Source organism: Comamonas sp. BIGb0152 (genome assembly GCF_024809975.1).
GTDB lineage: Bacteria > Pseudomonadota > Gammaproteobacteria > Burkholderiales > Burkholderiaceae_C > Comamonas.
The window spans coordinates 43,674-59,762 of the sequence record NZ_JANUDY010000003.1; the positions used below are offsets into that span (position 1 = coordinate 43,674).

General features: G+C 63.3%; 17 protein-coding genes and 1 tRNA gene. 6 read left to right on the forward strand and 12 right to left on the reverse strand.

Annotated features, from left to right (window positions below):
• Positions 1-44 precede the first annotated feature (44 nt).
• The 6 genes from M2375_RS07100 to cysS all read right to left on the reverse strand — a co-directional run bounded on the left by M2375_RS07100 (position 45) and on the right by cysS (position 5,724).
• Positions 45-137: transfer RNA gene (locus M2375_RS07100), tRNA-Ser, on the reverse strand.
• Between the two features lie 25 nt (positions 138-162).
• A complete protein-coding gene (locus tag M2375_RS07105) occupies positions 163-1,443 on the reverse strand; it encodes an aspartate kinase (protein WP_259164856.1) in 1,281 nt (426 codons plus the stop codon).
• Positions 1,444-1,520: 77 nt separating this feature from the next.
• Complete coding sequence (gene tilS / locus M2375_RS07110; protein WP_259164857.1) at positions 1,521-2,492, reverse strand: tRNA lysidine(34) synthetase TilS; 972 nt, start codon at positions 2,490-2,492, stop codon at positions 1,521-1,523.
• 86 nt (positions 2,493-2,578) lie between these two features.
• The gene (locus M2375_RS07115) at positions 2,579-3,553 is read right to left on the reverse strand and encodes an acetyl-CoA carboxylase carboxyltransferase subunit alpha (protein ID WP_259164860.1); all 975 of its coding nucleotides are present in this window, start codon (positions 3,551-3,553) and stop codon (positions 2,579-2,581) included.
• Positions 3,554-3,630: 77 nt separating this feature from the next.
• Positions 3,631-4,281 (reverse strand): DNA-3-methyladenine glycosylase, encoded by a 651-nt coding sequence (locus tag M2375_RS07120; protein ID WP_259164861.1) that lies wholly within the window; start codon positions 4,279-4,281, stop codon positions 3,631-3,633.
• Between the two features lie 57 nt (positions 4,282-4,338).
• Positions 4,339-5,724 carry a cysteine--tRNA ligase gene (cysS, locus tag M2375_RS07125; RefSeq protein ID WP_259164862.1) on the reverse strand — a complete coding sequence of 462 codons (1,386 nt, stop codon included), beginning with the start codon at positions 5,722-5,724 and terminating at the stop codon, positions 4,339-4,341.
• Positions 5,725-5,988: 264 nt separating this feature from the next.
• Here cysS and M2375_RS07130 point away from each other — a divergent pair, with 264 nt between their 5' ends.
• The 5 genes from M2375_RS07130 (at position 5,989) to M2375_RS07150 (ending at position 9,609) form a co-directional block, all read left to right on the forward strand.
• The gene (locus M2375_RS07130; RefSeq protein WP_259164863.1) at positions 5,989-6,597 is read left to right on the forward strand and encodes a tetratricopeptide repeat protein; all 609 of its coding nucleotides are present in this window, start codon (positions 5,989-5,991) and stop codon (positions 6,595-6,597) included.
• A gap of 136 nt (positions 6,598-6,733) precedes the next feature.
• A complete protein-coding gene (locus M2375_RS07135; RefSeq protein WP_404979287.1) occupies positions 6,734-7,315 on the forward strand; it encodes a peptidylprolyl isomerase in 582 nt (193 codons plus the stop codon).
• 69 nt (positions 7,316-7,384) lie between these two features.
• Positions 7,385-7,891, forward strand: a complete 507-nt coding sequence (locus tag M2375_RS07140) for a peptidylprolyl isomerase (protein ID WP_259164864.1) — start codon at positions 7,385-7,387, stop codon at positions 7,889-7,891.
• A gap of 19 nt (positions 7,892-7,910) precedes the next feature.
• Positions 7,911-8,768, forward strand: a complete 858-nt coding sequence (locus M2375_RS07145; RefSeq protein WP_259164865.1) for a UDP-2,3-diacylglucosamine diphosphatase — start codon at positions 7,911-7,913, stop codon at positions 8,766-8,768.
• A 1-nt stretch (position 8,769) separates the two neighbouring features.
• Positions 8,770-9,609, forward strand: a complete 840-nt coding sequence (locus M2375_RS07150; protein WP_259164867.1) for a zinc-dependent peptidase — start codon at positions 8,770-8,772, stop codon at positions 9,607-9,609.
• Positions 9,610-9,618: 9 nt separating this feature from the next.
• Here the strand turns inward: M2375_RS07150 and M2375_RS07155 are convergent, their stop codons facing one another.
• The 5 genes from M2375_RS07155 to M2375_RS07175 form a co-directional block, all read right to left on the reverse strand.
• Entirely contained in the window at positions 9,619-10,287 is a 669-nt protein-coding gene (locus tag M2375_RS07155; protein WP_259164868.1) for an alpha/beta hydrolase, read from the reverse strand.
• A 63-nt stretch (positions 10,288-10,350) separates the two neighbouring features.
• Positions 10,351-10,908 carry an NADPH-dependent FMN reductase gene (locus tag M2375_RS07160; protein WP_259164869.1) on the reverse strand — a complete coding sequence of 186 codons (558 nt, stop codon included), beginning with the start codon at positions 10,906-10,908 and terminating at the stop codon, positions 10,351-10,353.
• A gap of 115 nt (positions 10,909-11,023) precedes the next feature.
• Positions 11,024-12,640, reverse strand: coding sequence for a glycosyltransferase family 39 protein (locus tag M2375_RS07165; RefSeq protein WP_259164870.1), 1,617 nt, complete (start codon positions 12,638-12,640; stop codon positions 11,024-11,026).
• Between the two features lie 3 nt (positions 12,641-12,643).
• Positions 12,644-13,243 carry a phosphatase PAP2 family protein gene (locus M2375_RS07170; RefSeq protein ID WP_259164871.1) on the reverse strand — a complete coding sequence of 200 codons (600 nt, stop codon included), beginning with the start codon at positions 13,241-13,243 and terminating at the stop codon, positions 12,644-12,646.
• A 126-nt stretch (positions 13,244-13,369) separates the two neighbouring features.
• Positions 13,370-14,083 (reverse strand): ABC transporter ATP-binding protein, encoded by a 714-nt coding sequence (locus M2375_RS07175; RefSeq protein WP_259164872.1) that lies wholly within the window; start codon positions 14,081-14,083, stop codon positions 13,370-13,372.
• A 79-nt stretch (positions 14,084-14,162) separates the two neighbouring features.
• Between M2375_RS07175 and M2375_RS07180 the strand changes: the two genes are divergently transcribed.
• Positions 14,163-14,777, forward strand: coding sequence for an arylesterase (locus M2375_RS07180; protein ID WP_259164875.1), 615 nt, complete (start codon positions 14,163-14,165; stop codon positions 14,775-14,777).
• Between the two features lie 50 nt (positions 14,778-14,827).
• On the opposite strand, the gene M2375_RS07185 is transcribed toward M2375_RS07180, so the two are convergent.
• Positions 14,828-16,069 (reverse strand): PLP-dependent transferase, encoded by a 1,242-nt coding sequence (locus tag M2375_RS07185; RefSeq protein WP_259164876.1) that lies wholly within the window; start codon positions 16,067-16,069, stop codon positions 14,828-14,830.
• Between the last annotated feature and the right edge of the window lie 20 nt (positions 16,070-16,089).

The window sequence follows — 16,089 nt, forward strand, 5'->3', positions numbered from 1 at the left end:
ACGAAGAAAAACCCCTGAATGCGAACACTCAGGGGTTTGATTCTTGGCGGAAACGGAGGGATTCGAACCCTCGATGAGGCTCTACACCCCATACTCCCTTAGCAGGGGAGCACCTTCGGCCACTCGGTCACGTTTCCAATAAAGCTATTCTAACCTGAAAATTTAGGCCGATTTGGAAACTTCTGCAGAATCCAGACCAAAAGCGGTGTGCAGTGCGCGCACGGCCAGCTCCAGGTACTTCTCGTCGATGACGACGGAGGTCTTGATCTCGGAGGTCGAGATCATCTGGATGTTGATACCCTCTTCGGCCAGCGCGCGGAACATGGTCGATGCCACGCCCACATGGCTGCGCATGCCGATACCGACGATGCTCACCTTGCAGATGTTGGGATTGCCAATGACTTCGTCTGCGCCGAGCTTGGGCAGGACTTCTTCGCGCAGCAGCTCCACGGTGCGGTTGAAGTCAGCCTGGTTGACGGTGAAGCTGAAGTCCGTCTTGCCGTCCTTGCCGATGTTCTGCAGGATCACGTCCACATCGATGTTGGCATCAGCCACCGGGCCCAGGATCTGGTAGGCAATACCAGGGGTGTCAGGCACGCCACGGACAGAGATTTTGGCTTCGCTGCGGTTGAAAGCGATGCCCGATACGAGGGCCTTTTCCATCTTTTCGTCTTCCTCAAATGTGATCAGAGTGCCCGACTTGGCCTCTTCATCCAATGCAATATCCCAGGGCGTGAAGCTCGACAGCACACGCATTGGCACTTTGTACTTACCGGCGAATTCCACCGAGCGAATCTGCAACACCTTGGAGCCCAGGCTCGCCATCTCCAGCATTTCTTCAAAGCTGACGGTCTTGAGGCGCTGCGCGGCCGACACAACACGCGGGTCGGTGGTGTAAACACCATCGACGTCGGTGTAGATCAGGCATTCAGCAGCCTTGAGGGCAGCGGCCACGGCGACAGCCGAGGTGTCCGAACCCCCACGACCCAGGGTCGTGATGTTGCCGTGTGGGTCAATGCCCTGGAAGCCTGTGACGATGACTACCCGGCCGGCGTCCAGATCGGTCCGCACGCGCTGGTCGTCAATCGACTCAATGCGCGCCTTGGTGTAGCTGTCATCGGTGCGCACCGGCACTTGCCAGCCGGTGTAGCTCACCGAGGGCACGCCTTCGGCCTGCAGCGCAATGGCCAGCAAGGCCGACGAGGCCTGCTCGCCAGTGGCGGCCAGCATGTCCAGCTCACGGTAATAGGATTTGTCCGCGCGGCTGGGTGCCAGCTCACTGGCCAGGCCCAACAGACGGTTGGTTTCGCCACTCATGGCGCTGGGCACCACCACCATCTGGTGGCCAGCCCTTGCCCACTTGGCGACGCGTTTGGCGACATTGCGGATGCGCTCGGAGGAGCCCATCGACGTGCCGCCGTACTTATGAACGATCAGTGCCATTGAATATCACGATGACGAAACACGAAGCTCGGCGTTGATGCAAAGTGTTTTGGCACGCCGTCGGATTCGTACATTAGTCAGACCAAAACTGGCGGATTGTACCAATCGATGACATCTCTGTGGCGCTGTATATACCCAAGGCCTACTTTTATATGGATTTGGTGGCCCCGCGTGGTGCAGCGTTGCAATTGCGAAAGCAGTTGCGCCAGCTGCGCAGCACTGGGGGTTTGGCCATGCGCGCTGCGCAGCCAGTAGCGCAAGACATTGGCCATGCGTGCGGCAGACAAGGCCTGCAGCGCTCGGATACGCGGCGGTGCGCCTGTGCTATCCAGGTCCATCCGCGCCAGGTCGTCGAGCAGCTCTGCTGCCTGCGCCGCATGCGCGCTGCTGCGCGCCACGGTCTGCGCGATCTGCGGAAAGGCCTGCGCCAAGCCCGGCATCACCTGGTTGCGGATGCGGTTGCGGGTGTAGCGGGTGTCGGTGTTGCTGGGGTCTTCCACCCAGGCAATGCCCAACGCAGTCAGATCAGCGCGAATCTGCGCACTGCCCAGCGCTAGATAAGGCCGCGCCCAGTGCAGCCCCGCACGCTCCCACTGCGGGCGCATGCCCGCCAAACCCGCAACACCCGCACCGCGTGACAGCGCCAGCACGACGGTTTCCACTTGGTCGTCGGCATGCTGGGCCAGCGCCATGGTCTGGATACCGCCCTGCCCGCCTTCAGCAGCCGTCCATGCAGCGCGGGCCAGCGCCTGGTAGCGGGCAATGCGCGCTGCGTCCTCGGGGCTCTGGCCGGATTGCGGGTGGGCGTCCACTGTCACCACCTGCAAGGGCACATCCCAAGCAGCACATTGGGCGCGGCAATGCGCCTCAAAAATGCTGGCTGCCGCCTGCAGGCCGTGGTTGATGTGGATGGCCTGCACCTGGCCGGGGTAGCGCTGCTGGCAGGCCCAGAGCAAGGCGGTCGAATCCGCTCCGCCGCTGTAGGCCACCGCCAGCGGCAGTGCAGGTTGCCAGCCCTTCAAGGCCGCAAGAATAGCGGGCTCAGCCATGGCAACCGCCCCCTAGCAAAAAGCCTCCGCAAAGGGAGGCTTGGCAGCAGCAGCGGCGCAGCATCAGATGCGCGCTGCGGCACACATCAGTGTTCAGCCTTGGTGTCCGAAAAACGGCCATAGCTTTGCAGGCGCTCGTAGCGGCGGTCCAGCAGCTCGGCCGGCTTCAAGTCGGCCAGCTGGCGGAAGGCATCGCTCAGGCCGCGCTTGAGCAAGGCCGCCATTTGCTTGTGGTCGCGGTGGGCGCCGCCCACGGGTTCGTGGATGATCTTGTCGATCAGGCCCAGCGCCTTGAGGCGGTGCGCGGTGATGCCCATGGCGTCAGCCGCTTCCTGGGCCTTGTCGCTGGTTTTCCACAGAATGGAGGCGCAGCCTTCGGGGCTGATGGTCGAGTACACCGAGTACTGCATCATCAACACCTGGTCGGCCACCGAAATACCCAGCGCGCCGCCCGAACCACCTTCACCGATGATGGTGGAGATGATGGGCACTTCCAGCTGCGCCATTTCATAGATGTTGCGGCCAATGGCTTCCGACTGGCCACGCTCTTCTGCCTCGATGCCGGGATAGGCGCCGGGGGTATCCACAAAGGTGAACACCGGGAGCTTGAACTTCTCGGCCGTCTTCATCAGGCGCAGCGCCTTGCGGTAGCCTTCGGGCTTGCTCATGCCAAAGTTGCGCAAGGTGCGCTCCTTGGTGTCGCGGCCCTTTTGGTGGCCCACCACCATGCAGGGGTTGCCATTGAAGCGCGCCAGGCCGCCCACGATGGACAGGTCATCGGCAAAGTGGCGGTCGCCATGCATCTCGACGAAATCGGTGAAGATCTCGTTGACGTAATCCAGGGTATAGGGACGCTCGGGATGGCGCGCGATCTTGGTGATCTGCCAGGGTGAGAGTTCGCTGTAGATGTCCTTGGTCAGCTGCTGGCTTTTTTTGCTGAGCTGGTCAATCTCTTCAGAGATATCGACGGCACTTTCGCTTTGCACATAGCGCAGTTCATCAATTTTGGTTTCCAGCTCCGCAATCGGTTGCTCGAAATCCAGGAAGGTTCTTTTCGCCAAAATGATTCTCCTCGGGAAGCGCTGCAGGCAGCCTTCTCATAACGACCGACAGTGTAACCGCATGCGGTCAAGCCCCGTCAATCAGCATCCTGCCCCAGCGGCATGGCATTTTGGGATCGCCAGATCAGCCAGGCCGCCACACTCGCCCAGGGCTGCCAGGCCTGGGCCACCTCGCGCGCATCGCTGCGGCTGACGGCCTCGCCAGAAAAATAATGGTCGCTGATGCCCTGCAGCAGCGCGGCATCATCAATGGCCAGCACATTGGGCCGCCCCAGGTGGAACAGCAAAAACATCTCTGCACCCCAGCGGGCTACCCCGCGCTGGGCCAGCAGCTGCTCAATGGCGGCATCGTCATCCACATGCACCCAGGACAGCGCATCCTTGGGCTCTTGTACAAACCATTGGGCCAAATCGCGCAGATAGCCCAGCTTGCGCTGGGGCAGGCGGATCGCCTTGGCTGCCTCGTCGCTCAGCGCCAGCAAGCCCTTGGGCGTCGTGGCGCCAGGCACGGCCATCAGCCGCTTCCACAGCTGCCGCGCCGATGTCTCGGATAGCTGCTGCCACACGACGGAGCGCATCAGCAGCGCAAAGCCATCGGCTTCGCGGCGCAGCATCTCGCCGGCATACAGGGGCACCAGCCGGCGCATCACCCGGTCCTTGCGGGCCAGGTGCTTGCAGGCCACGGCCCAATCGTCCGCAGACAGCGGCTTGTTGCTGATACCCGGCATGCCGCTAGGCCCGTTCGCGCAAAAATGCGAATGGGCGCAGAGCCCCACAAGCAGACATCAAGAAACCACCTGGACGACCGTCCAGCTTGTGCCCTGCGCCGAGTCCTTGAGCTCCACCCCCTGGGCCAGCAGTGCTGCGCGAATACGGTCGGATTCCGCATAGTTTTTGTCTGCCTTGGCAGCGGCACGCAGGGCGATTTGTGCCTCGATATACGCGGCATCCACACTGGCGCCGGCTTGCAGATAGGCAGCAGGATCGGCCTGCAACAGACCCAGGGTTGCGGCCAGGGCCTTGAGCAGGCCCGCCACGGCGGGCGATTTGCTGCGGTTGACCTCAGCGGCCAACTCAAACAGCACGGCCACGGCTTCGGGCGTGCCAAAGTCCTCGTCCATCGCCGCCTGGAAGCGCGCCGCGCTCGGGTGGCTCCAGTCGATGGTCACCGGCTCGGCGGCCACCAGGCTCAGCGCGGTATAGAGGCGCTTCAAGGCATTGCGGGCATCGTCCAGGTGCACATCGCTGTAGTTGAGCGGGCTGCGGTAATGGCTGCGCACCACAAAAAAGCGCACCGTCTCGGCGTCGTAGCGCTTGAGCACATCGCGAATCGTGAAGAAATTGCCCAAGGACTTGGACATCTTCTCGTTGTCGACGTTGATAAAGCCGTTGTGCATCCACAGCTTGGCCAACTGCTTGTCGTGCGCGCCTTCGCTCTGGGCAATCTCGTTTTCGTGGTGGGGAAACTGCAAGTCTGCGCCGCCGCCATGGATATCGAAGGTCTCCCCCAGCAGCGCGCAGCTCATGGCCGAGCACTCGATGTGCCAGCCGGGCCGGCCCGTGCCGTAGCTGCTCTGCCACTTGGCCTCGTCGGGCTCGGTCGGCTTGGCGCTCTTCCACAGCACAAAATCCAGCGGATCTTGCTTGCCATCCTGCACGGCTACGCGCTCCCCGGCATTGAGCTCATCGAGCGACTTGCCCGACAGCTGGCCGTAACTCGGGAACTTGCGCACGGCATAGTTCACATCACCGCCCTCGGTGCGGTAGGCCAGGCCTTTGGCTTCCAGCTGCGAGATGATGGACAGCATCTGCGGCACGTATTCAGTCGCACGGGGCTCGTGCGTGGGCCGCTCGATGCCCAGCGCATCGGCATCCTGGTGCAGTGCCTCGATCATGCGGTCGGTCAGGCTGCGAATGGTCTCGCCGTTTTCCACCGCGCGGCGGATGATCTTGTCCTCAATGTCGGTGACATTGCGCACATAGGTCACCTGGTAGCCGCTCACGCGCAACCAGCGCTGCACCACATCAAACGCCAGCATCGAGCGCGCATGTCCCAGATGACACAGGTCATAGACCGTCATGCCGCATACATACATACGGACATGGCCCTGCTCAATCGGAACAAATGACTCCAGCGCACGCGAAAGCGTGTTGTAGATGCGCAAACTCATGAAAAATTAGCGTGGTAAAGGTTGAGAGAGGGACAGACGCCTAGCGCCTCATCCCGGTCCGCGCCCATTCCATTGGGCGAGGGTTTTGCAGCGCCTGCCTGGGCACAGCAGCCCGGCATGGATCGCCGAACGGTGTATGGTAGCTGATGCCATGCCCTGCAAACCATGGCCGCCCGCCGTTCCGGGGCGCCAGGCCCCTCAGCTACAATGCGCTGCAGTATAAGCCTGCAGGCCACTTGCACGCGCTCACCGCGCTCGAACCCTATGAAGTTAGTCAGTTGCCTTTTCTCTCCCCTGATGCCCCGTGCCGCCTTGCTGGCGCTTGCCCTGAGCTGCAGCGCCGCCTACGCGGACGAATACGCGGCGGTGGAAAAGCTGATCCAGTCCGGCCAGACCGCCTTGGCACTGGAGCAGCTCGAACCCAAGATCCAGCAAGCCCCGCGTGACCCGCAGTGGCGCTTTTTGCAAGGTGTGGCCCAGATGAACGCGGGCCAGCGCGATGCCGCGACCGCCACCTTCGAAAAGCTGGTGCAGGACTACCCTGAGCTGCCCGAGCCCTACAACAACCTGGCCGTGCTCTACGCGCAGAACAACCAGCTGGAAAAAGCCAGCCGCGCGCTGCAAGACGCCGTACGCGCCAACCCGGGTTACGCCACCGCCTATGAAAACCTGGGCGATATCTACATCCGCCTGGCCGAACAATCGCTGAGCAAGGCCAGCACGCTGGCGCCAGCGCAGCAAGCCCGGCTGCAGCCCAAGATCAGCAGCCTGCGCTTGCTGGTCACCCGGGCCCAGCCCGCAGTGCCGGCTGCCGCAGTGCCAGCTGATGCAGCGCCCGCTTCGGTTGCAGCAGAGCCCGACGCAAAAAAGTAAGGGCCTTGCCTTGAATCTTGCACCGTTGGCCCTCAACTCGGTGCAACGCCCATGATCTGTGCCTAGCGCAGGATGCCTTGCGGACCCCGCAGCGCCCTGCCCTGGCCATCACCGTATTCAACGACAGAGGAAACCGATGCCTTCCAAACGACACACTCTTTCCATTCTGGGCGGCCTGGCACTGGCCGGCGGCATGGTGCTGACCAGCGCCGCGCATGCGGCGGACCAGCCCCGCGTGAAACTGACCACCTCGATGGGCGACATCGTGGTGGAGCTGAATCCGGAAAAAGCGCCCAAAACGGTGGCCAACTTCCTGCAGTACGTGGACGACAAGTTCTACGACGGCACCATCTTCCACCGCGTGATCGGCAACTTCATGATCCAGGGCGGTGGCTTCACCCCCGACATGCAGCAAAAACCTGCACGCTCGCCTATCCCGCTGGAGGCCAACAACGGCCTCAAGAACAACACCTACACCATTGCGATGGCCCGCACGGCAGTGCCGGACTCGGCCACTGCCCAGTTCTTCATCAATGTGCAGAACAACGATGCGCTGAACGCCAGCGGCAATGGCAACGGCTATGCCGTTTTCGGCAAAGTCGTCAGCGGCAATGAGGTGGTCGACAAGATCAAGGCCGTGGAAACCGGCAATGCCGGCCCGCACCAGAATGTGCCCAAGACCCCGGTCGTCATCAAATCGGCCACCGTCGTCAAGTAAATGGCTTTGCAGTTGGCCTCTACCATCGCCAACTGCACCCTTCCCACCTTTCTCAACAGGAAAAACACCATGAGCAATCCACAAGTTGAACTGCATATCAAAGACCACGGCGTGATCACGCTGGAGCTGGACGCAGAAAAAGCCCCCAAGTCCACCGAAAACTTTCTGAGCTATGTGAAGAGCGGCCATTACGACGGCACCATCTTCCACCGCGTGATCAACAGCTTCATGGTCCAAGGCGGCGGCTTTGCATCGGGCATGGACCAGAAGTCCACCCAGGCTCCCATCCAGAACGAAGCGCAAAACGGCCTGAAGAACGACCAGTACACCGTGGCCATGGCCCGCACCAGCGACCCCCACTCGGCAACGGCCCAGTTCTTCATCAACGTCGCCAAGAACGACTTCCTCAACCACACCTCGCCTACGCCTAGCGGCTGGGGCTATGCCGTGTTCGGCAAGGTGGTTGGCGGCAACGACGTGGTCGACAAGATCAAGGCCGTCAAGACCGGCTCCAAGGGCATGCACCAAGACGTGCCAAAAGAAGAGCTGCTGATCGAAAAGGCAGTGGCGCTGTAATCAGCGGCCCCTAGCTTGCATGGACAACCCGACCGACTCTAGCGCCGCAGACCCGCATGGGGCATTGCGTGCCCAGTTGGCCACCACGGCAGTCCATGCCTTCGCTGCGCCGCCCGCTTGGCGCAGCATCGAATTTATCTCTGATCTGCATCTGCAGCCCCAGTTGCCGCTGACACTGCGCAGCTGGCAGCAATATTTGCAGGCCAGCACCGCCGATGCGATCTTCATGCTGGGCGATTTGTTTGAAGCCTGGGTGGGCGACGACGCCCTGGATGAGGCCGGCAGCTTTGAGGCCGAATGCGCCCAGACCTTGCGCCAGGCCAGCGGCGAGCGCGCCCTCTTCTTCATGCATGGCAACCGCGACTTTCTGGTAGGCGCGCACTTTGCCCAATGCACCGGCATGCCATTGCTGCCGGACCCCAGCTGTATCGATTTTCTGGGCCAGCGCTGGCTGCTCAGCCATGGCGATGCGCTGTGCGTGGAAGATACCGATTACCAGCGCTTTCGCGCCGTGGCGCGCAGCCCCGCCTGGCAGCAGCAGATTCTGGCCCAACCGCTGGCCCAGCGCCGCCAGTTGGCCGGCGCCATGCGCAGCCAAAGCGAGGCGCGCCGCATGCGTGAGGTGATCACTGCCGATGTAGACACCCAAGCAGCCCTGGCCTGGTTGCACACGGTCCAGGCCTCCACGCTGATCCACGGCCACACCCACCGACCTGCCAGCCACCCGCTGGATGCCGACCACCAGCGCGTGGTGCTGACCGACTGGGAGACTGACTTGCAACCCGCCCGCGCCGAGGTGCTGCGTATTGACGCCTCGGGTCTGCAGCGCATCGCGCTGGCAGACTACCTGGCCCAGCCGCCGCAGCCAGGAAGCTGAAATGGCCTGGCTGCACCGCACCTGGTCCCGGTTGCGCGCGCTGGCGCGCCCTGTGCCGGAGATACCCGCCGCCCTGTGGCTGCAAGTGCTGCAAAAATACCCGTTCCTCCAAGCGCTGTCGCTCGAAGAAAAAGCCAAACTGCGGGCGCTCAGCGCCCTGTTTCTGCGCCAAAAACAATTCTCGGGCGCCCATGGGCTGGTGGTGAGCGATGCCATGGCGCTGACCATTGCCGCACAGGCCTGCGTGCCTTTGCTCCACCGGGGTGAGGCGCGGCAGGCCATCGCGCTCTACGATGATTTTGTCGGCATCGTCGTGCACCCAGGCACCATGGTGGCCGCCAGAGACATGCATGACGAAGCTGGCCTCATCTCGCACCGGCGCATGATGCTCGAAGGCGAGGCCATGCAGCATGGCCCCGTCACCTTGAGCTGGGCCGCGATTGCGCAAGACCCGCTGCAACAAAACGCGCGCGGCACCAGCGTCGTCATCCACGAGTTCTGCCACAAGATCGACATGCGCAATGGCGGTGCCGATGGCTATCCCTCGCTGCCCGGCGGCTTTCTTGGCTTGGCCAGTGCCGCCGAGGCACGCCAGACCTGGGAGCGCAGCTGGGCATCGTCCTTCCAGGCCTTTGGTCACGCCATTGCCAAATCCCAGCGCTTTGGCGAGCCCGCCCCTTGGCTGGACAGCTATGGCGCCACGGCCCCGGCCGAGTTCTTTGCGGTGGCCTGCGAGGCCTACTTTGTCAACCGCAGCCAGTTCGCGCAGGAATGGCCGCAGCTCGACCGCATGCTGTCCGGGCTGTTCCGCCCGGACGCCGGTCGCCCCGATGCCCGTTAAACGCCGTCCTTAACCCAGCTGGTCCTGCGTCAGCGCCTGCAGCCAGGCCATGCTCTCCTGCAGCTCTTGCGGATGCAGCTCATGGCGGCAGGGGTATTCGTGGTACGCCAAGTCAACAGGCGTAGCTTGCAGCGCCGCGCGGATCGCATGGGCCTGTGCCAACGGAATCACATTGTCGGCCGTGCCATGGCTGATCCAGGCACGGCGCCCGGCCAGCTGCGCGGGCTCCACTTGTTCTGCGGCAATCTCGGGTAGCAGACGGCTGTGCCACACCATGATGGCCTGCAGCAATTGCGGCTGGGTCAGCAACGCAGACAGCGACATGATGCCGCCCTGGCTGAAGCCACCCACCACCACCCGCTCGGCCGGTATCTGCAAGGCCTGGGCCGCTTGGCTGCAGGTCTGGGCCACCAGCGCGCGGCTGGCTTGCTCCTGCGCGGTATCGATAGTGCGGCTGCCATCGGCATTCACACCAAACTGGAACCAGGCATAGCTGCTGGGGCCCAGGGTGTAAGGCGCGCGCAGGCTCAGCACATGGAAGGCCGACGGCACCATGCCGGCCAGGCCAAACAAATCTTGCTCATTGCTGCCCACGCCATGCATCAGCACCAGCAGCCAAGGCGTGGTGGCGTCCGCAGCAGCGGCGCGGTACAAGTGGTGGAGGGGTAAATTCAACATGGCAGCCTTGGTCGAAAAAATGGCTGCATCGTACCGCAGCCATGTTGATTGCGCTGAGCAGGTTTATTGCTTGGGATGCTTGGCCACCCAGGCCAGGAAGTGGTCCATATAGTTGCGCAGAAACTTTTCGCTGGCCTCGGCGACCTTGCCATCGGCGCTGACCAGGCCATCCGTCCAGCGGATAAATCCCTCAGGCTGTGCCATGGTCGGCATATCCAGAAACACGATGATATTGCGCAGATGCTGCTGGGCCATGGCCGATGCCGGGCCACCGGTCGAGGTACCGATCACCGCAGCAGGGATGCCGCTCCATGCGCCACTGCCATAAGGGCGGCTGGCGCCGTCGAGCGCGTTTTTCAGATAAGCCGGCACCGAGCGGTTGTGCTCCGGCGTCACCAGCAAAATGCCGTCCTTGCCGCGCACCTTGTCTTTGAAGGCGGTAAAGGCCGCCGGGTAGGCATCGGCATCATCATCGCGGTTGTAGAGGGGCAGCGCGCTCAGATCGAGGAACTCGAAATCCGCCTGGTCTTGCACCAGGTTCACCAGGCCATGGGCCAGTTGCTTGTTGATGGAGGTCTTGCTGTTGCTGCCAACAATCACGCCGATTTTGGGTTTTGCCACGGTCATTCTCACTTTCCAGACATGCGGAGGGGATGAAACCCCCGGTTATACCCCTTGTTCGTGGGCGACCCTGTAGGCCAAGGCGAACTGCGCGGCCCCTGGGCCGCATCACCGCTCAGCGGCCTGTGCCGTTGCTCTGTACGCCGCCGCAGGCCTGGCCAGCCTGCAGTTGCCAGACCTGGGTGCTGCCCAAATGCATGGCGGGCGCGGCAGCCACCACAGATGGCATTTGGCGCTGGGCCGCCTCTGCGCTGCCCAGCACCCACAGGCGCTGCAGCGGGTGGGTGCAGGCATAGGCCTGCAAGCCCTGCGCATCCAGCAATAGGCTGCTGCCCAGCTGCGGCGCAAACTGCGCCGCATCGCTCAGCTCCTTCTTCCAGTTATCAGCCTGCAGGCCCGCTCCGGTTTTCCAGTCATCCACGACCAGCGGCGGCGCAGCCATGGCAGGCAAGTAAAAAGGCACTTCGTAGTACAGATGCTCCAGCATCACCAGCCGGTCGGCCGACTGCACGGGCAGGCTGTGCAATGCCCGCCACTGGGCTTTGGCAGGCACCGCCACGGTGCCCAGCACCACTGCCAGCCCCACACACAAGAGCGCAGACAAAGCCGCCGCATGCCGGCCCCAGCGCTGCCAGCCGGCCGCCTGCACCAGCCGCACCACCCCATAGGCCAGCGGTGGCAGCGCAGGCAGCACGTAGCCGACAATCTTGCTGTGCGGTATGGAGAAGAACACCACCACCACGGCGAACCACACCAGCATCAGCCGGTCCAGGCTAGGCACCATGGCCGGTGCTGCATGGGCTTGGGCCACCACGCTCCGGCGCTTCCAACAGCGCCAGCCAGCAGCCAAGGCCCAAGCCGTCCAGGGCAAGGCCGCCAGCGCCATCACCGCGCCATAAAACCACCAGGGCTGCGGATTGTTGAAGCTGGTGCCGGTATAGCGCTGAAAGTGCTGGGTCACAAAAAAGTAGTAGAAGAAACCGCTGTGGCGCTGCTGCGCCATCCACACCCAGGGCCCTGCAATCAACAGCACGGGCAGCCAAGCGGCCGCATGCAGCGGCAGCCACCATTGGCGCCAACGCCGCTCCCACACCAGCCAAAGGGCCCATACCAGGCCTGGCAGCACCAGTGCAATAAGGCCCTTGGCCAAAAAACCCAGCCCCGCCCAGGCGCCAGCCGCTGCCAGCCAGCCCACCCAAGCCGCCCCGGAGCGCCTGCCAGTCGCCTTGCGCGCTTCCAAGCTGGCCATCGCGGCACTGCAAATGCAGGCCGTCAAACACCCGGCCAGCAACATATCCATATTGGCGTACTGCGCCGCCATGTAGGTATAGGGAATGGTCACCAGCACCACGGCGGCGGCCACCGCCAGCGTCTGGCTGGCATAGCGCTTGAGCAAGACCAACAAGGACATGGCCGCCAGCCATGCGCCTAGCAGCGACGGCAGACGCGCCACCCATTCATGCACACCGGCAAGCTCAAAGCCCGTGGCGGCCAGCCAGTAATACAGCGGCGGTTTGTGGAAAAAAGGCAGGCCATTGAGCGCCGGCGTCACCCAATCGCCGCTGCGCAGCATCTGCCAAGCAGCCACGGCATAGCGCCCCTCATCGGGATCGCTGAGCGGCCGCAGCCACGCCAGCGCCAGCAGCCAAACGCCCATCAAAAGGGCCATGGTGGCTCCCATCGTCCAGGCAAAGCGGGCAGGCGCCGCCCGCGCAAAGGCTTGGCTGTGCATGGCCTATTCCACCGATGCGGCTTGCGAGGACTGCAGCGGCGCTGCAGTGTTTGGCAGCGCCAGGTCTGCACGCTCCTGCAGCACCGGGCCGGCATGCCGCCACACCCAGCCGTACACACCGGCCACCACCAGGCCCAGCGCCGCACCTGCTGCGATATCGAGCGGAAAATGCACACCGCAGTACACCCGGCCCCAGCTCACGGCCAGCGCCACGGCCACAATGACCGCGCCGCCCAGGCGCAAACGCTGCAGCCACAGCAGGCAAAAACCTAGGCAAAAGAGCGCACTGGCATGCGCGCTGGGGAGCGAGCCGCGCGCGGCATGGTCGATATAGGCGGGGCTGAGCCCCATGACGAAGGGGCGAGGATGCCCCACCCAGAGGGCCAGCCGGTGCGCCAACAGCACGGCAGCAGCGCAGCACAGCATGCTGCCCAGCAGATACAGGCGGTCGTCGGCGGGTCGCTTCCACCACAGCCACAGCAGTGGGGCCCCTGCCAGTGCAACGCCGTCCATGCCCAGCCAGCGGGCCAATTCCAACACCCAAGCCGTGGGTGCAAAGCCCCCGGCCATCCATGCAAACCATTGCAGATTCAATGCGTCCATCGCAAGCCCCTAGCGCAGAACGCCGCTCTGGATGGGAGTTCACCCCGCAACAGCACAGTCCGCAGGTGGGCACTGTGGCGGTGGGAGCTTACCGATGTCTTAATGCATGGAAAAAGGAAAAACAGCCTAAACGCGGCTGTCCTGCACCACGGCGCCCGCAGCAATGGTGATCACGCGCTGGCACTGGGCGGCAATGGCCCGGTCGTGCGTGACCATGATCAAGGTGGTGCCCGCTTCGCGGTTCAGGTCCATCACCAGCTGCATCACCGCTTCGCCGGTGGCAAAGTCCAGGCTGCCGGTGGGCTCGTCGGCCAGCAACACGGCAGGCTGCACCACAAAGGCACGGGCCAGTGCCACGCGCTGCTGCTCGCCGCCCGACAGCAGCTTGGGGTAATGCGACAGGCGCTGGCCCAGGCCCACACGCTCGAGCATGGCAGTCGCTTGCTTGCGTGCATCACGCTGGCCGGCCAATTCGAGCGGCAGCATCACATTTTCCAGCGCCGTCAAATTGCCCATCAATTGAAAGTTCTGAAACACAAAGCCCATCGTGCGCGCACGCAGCGCCGCGCGGTCATCCTCGCTCAGCGCAAAGATGTCCTGGCCCGTCACCCGCACGGTGCCCACGCTGGGGGTGTCCAGGCCCGCCAGGATCGAGAGCAAGGTGCTTTTTCCCGAGCCCGATGCACCGACAATGGCGACGGTCTCCCCTTGGGCGATGCTAAAGTCCACATCGCGCAGAATGGTCAAACTGCCGGTCGAATCCGAGACCGATTTACCCAGGCCCTGGGCCACGAGCACCGCGGCTGGCGCCTGCGATTGAGAAAGCACTGCATCTGTCATGACAACCAATCTCTCCTCCAATGATCGAACACCCGCCACACGACGCCGGTGTCTGCGCAGCATCGTAGCGTTGTCAATGATGACCTCCGTCGCTATAGGTTTTACAGCACAGGCGGCTGCGCCACAGACGCCTGCCACGATTTTGGTGGTGGGTGATTCGATCAGCGCCGAATACGGCATTGCACGTGGATCGGGCTGGGTGGCCCTGCTGCAGGACAAGCTGGCGCAAAGTAAAAACGCCAAAGCCTACCAGGTGCGCAACGCCAGCATCAGTGGCGACACCACCGCTGGCGGCCGGGCCCGCTTTGCCCAGTTGCTGAGCCAGCACAAGCCCGGCATCGTGGTGCTGGAGCTGGGCGCCAACGACGCGCTGCGCGGCCTGCCGCTGGCCAGCACCCAGGCCAATCTGGCCGCCATGGTGGACAGCGCCCAGCAAGCCGGCGCCCAGGTGCTGCTGCTGGGCATGCAGGTGCCGCCCAACTACGGCAGCAAGTACACCAGCGATTTCGCCCAGGTCTTCACCAGCTTGGCACGCGAGAAGAAAACCGCCGTCGTACCCTTCTTGCTACATGGCGTGGCCGATGTTCCCAACGCCGAGAAGAACTTCCAGGCCGACCGCATCCATCCGCTGGCCAGCGCCCACCCGCAGCTGCTGGCCAATGTCTGGCCCGAGCTGCAAAAGCTGCTGAAATAAAAACGCCGCCAGCGCAAAGCGGGCGGCGGTCGTTTTAGGCGCTTGTTGAATCAGCCAAAGGCCTTTTGCAGCGCCTGGGCCAAGTCCTGCTGCAAGTCGTTGGCGTCTTCCAGCCCGATAGAAAAGCGCACCACCGTGCCCGGCTGCAATTGCGACCCGCCAATGGCTCGCATGCTGCCGATCTTGTAGGGCACCACCAGGCTGATGGGGCCGCCCCAACTGTAGGCCAGCTTGAACAGGCGCAGGCTTTCGCAGAACAGGTCGATCTGCTGCTGGCTAAAGCGCGGGTCAATCACCACGCTAAACAGCCCCGCCGCAGCGCCCTGCTTGCCCGCCACCGCACCCTCTCCACACAGCTGTTGCCAGTGCGCATGGCCGGGCGATCCCGCAAACGCCGGGTGCAGCAACTGCACCACGGCAGGATGCGCAGCCATAAACGCCGCCAGCTGCCGCGCTGCCGCATCCTGCGCGTGGTAGCGCAGCGCCAAACTGGGGAGGCTGCGCAGCACCGTCTCGATATCGTTGACCCCCACACCCAGGCCCAGGTGCATGTGGGTGGCCTGCACCTTGCGGTGCACAGCGGCATCGCGCGTCACGATGGAGCCCATCAGCACATCACCGCCGCCACTGGGGTACTTGGTGAGCGAATGCGCCGACACATCCACGCCCAGGCGGTAGCTGCCATCGCCATCCAGGTCAAAGCAGTTGAAGGCCAGACCTGCGCCCCAGGTGTTGTCCAGCGCCGTGGCAATGCCCTTTTGCTGGCACAGGCGCACAAGGCCCACCAGATCGGGGAACTCCATGCTGACCGAGCCGGCCGCCTCCAGCCACACCAGACGCGTGTTGTCCTGGATCAGGCTGGCGCAATGGTCCACCCGCATCGGGTCGTAGTAGCCGATGCTGACGCCAAAGCGCTGCAGCTCGCTCTCAGCAAAACCTTTGCTCGGGCCGTAGACGTTGTCGGGCAGCAGCACATGGTCGCCGCTTTTCAGCAAAGCCAGGCCAATCACCGAGATCGACGCCAGGCCGCTGGGCACCAGCACGCAGTAGCTGCCGCCCTCCAAGGTGGCAATGCGCTCTTCCAGGATGTAGGTGGTGGGCGTGCCATGCAGGCCGTAGGTGAAGGCGCTCTTGTCCTTCCAGTCCCAGCTGCGCATCGCCGCCACGTTGGGGAAGAACACGCTCGATGCCTTGAACACGCCCGGCTGGGGCGCTGTAAAAGGCGCATCTGGCGTATAGGGGTGGTGGATGATGCCGGTGATCGGTGCCTGTGTTTTGGGAGTGGAGCTCATAGCAAAATAGTCGGTCAGAA

Coding starts and splice junctions, on each gene's coding strand:
- M2375_RS07130 (WP_259164863.1), top strand. CDS start 5,989: ATGAAGTTAGTCAGTTGCCTTTTCTCTCCCCTGATGCCCCGTGCCGCC.
- tilS (WP_259164857.1), bottom strand. CDS start 2,492: ATGGCTGAGCCCGCTATTCTTGCGGCCTTGAAGGGCTGGCAACCTGCA.
- M2375_RS07105 (WP_259164856.1), bottom strand. CDS start 1,443: ATGGCACTGATCGTTCATAAGTACGGCGGCACGTCGATGGGCTCCTCC.
- M2375_RS07175 (WP_259164872.1), bottom strand. CDS start 14,083: ATGACAGATGCAGTGCTTTCTCAATCGCAGGCGCCAGCCGCGGTGCTC.
- M2375_RS07120 (WP_259164861.1), bottom strand. CDS start 4,281: ATGCCGGGTATCAGCAACAAGCCGCTGTCTGCGGACGATTGGGCCGTG.
- M2375_RS07135 (WP_404979287.1), top strand. CDS start 6,734: ATGCCTTCCAAACGACACACTCTTTCCATTCTGGGCGGCCTGGCACTG.
- M2375_RS07155 (WP_259164868.1), bottom strand. CDS start 10,287: ATGTTGAATTTACCCCTCCACCACTTGTACCGCGCCGCTGCTGCGGAC.
- cysS (WP_259164862.1), bottom strand. CDS start 5,724: ATGAGTTTGCGCATCTACAACACGCTTTCGCGTGCGCTGGAGTCATTT.
- M2375_RS07140 (WP_259164864.1), top strand. CDS start 7,385: ATGAGCAATCCACAAGTTGAACTGCATATCAAAGACCACGGCGTGATC.
- M2375_RS07145 (WP_259164865.1), top strand. CDS start 7,911: ATGGACAACCCGACCGACTCTAGCGCCGCAGACCCGCATGGGGCATTG.
- M2375_RS07165 (WP_259164870.1), bottom strand. CDS start 12,640: ATGCACAGCCAAGCCTTTGCGCGGGCGGCGCCTGCCCGCTTTGCCTGG.
- M2375_RS07185 (WP_259164876.1), bottom strand. CDS start 16,069: ATGAGCTCCACTCCCAAAACACAGGCACCGATCACCGGCATCATCCAC.
- M2375_RS07150 (WP_259164867.1), top strand. CDS start 8,770: ATGGCCTGGCTGCACCGCACCTGGTCCCGGTTGCGCGCGCTGGCGCGC.
- M2375_RS07180 (WP_259164875.1), top strand. CDS start 14,163: ATGACCTCCGTCGCTATAGGTTTTACAGCACAGGCGGCTGCGCCACAG.
- M2375_RS07170 (WP_259164871.1), bottom strand. CDS start 13,243: ATGGACGCATTGAATCTGCAATGGTTTGCATGGATGGCCGGGGGCTTT.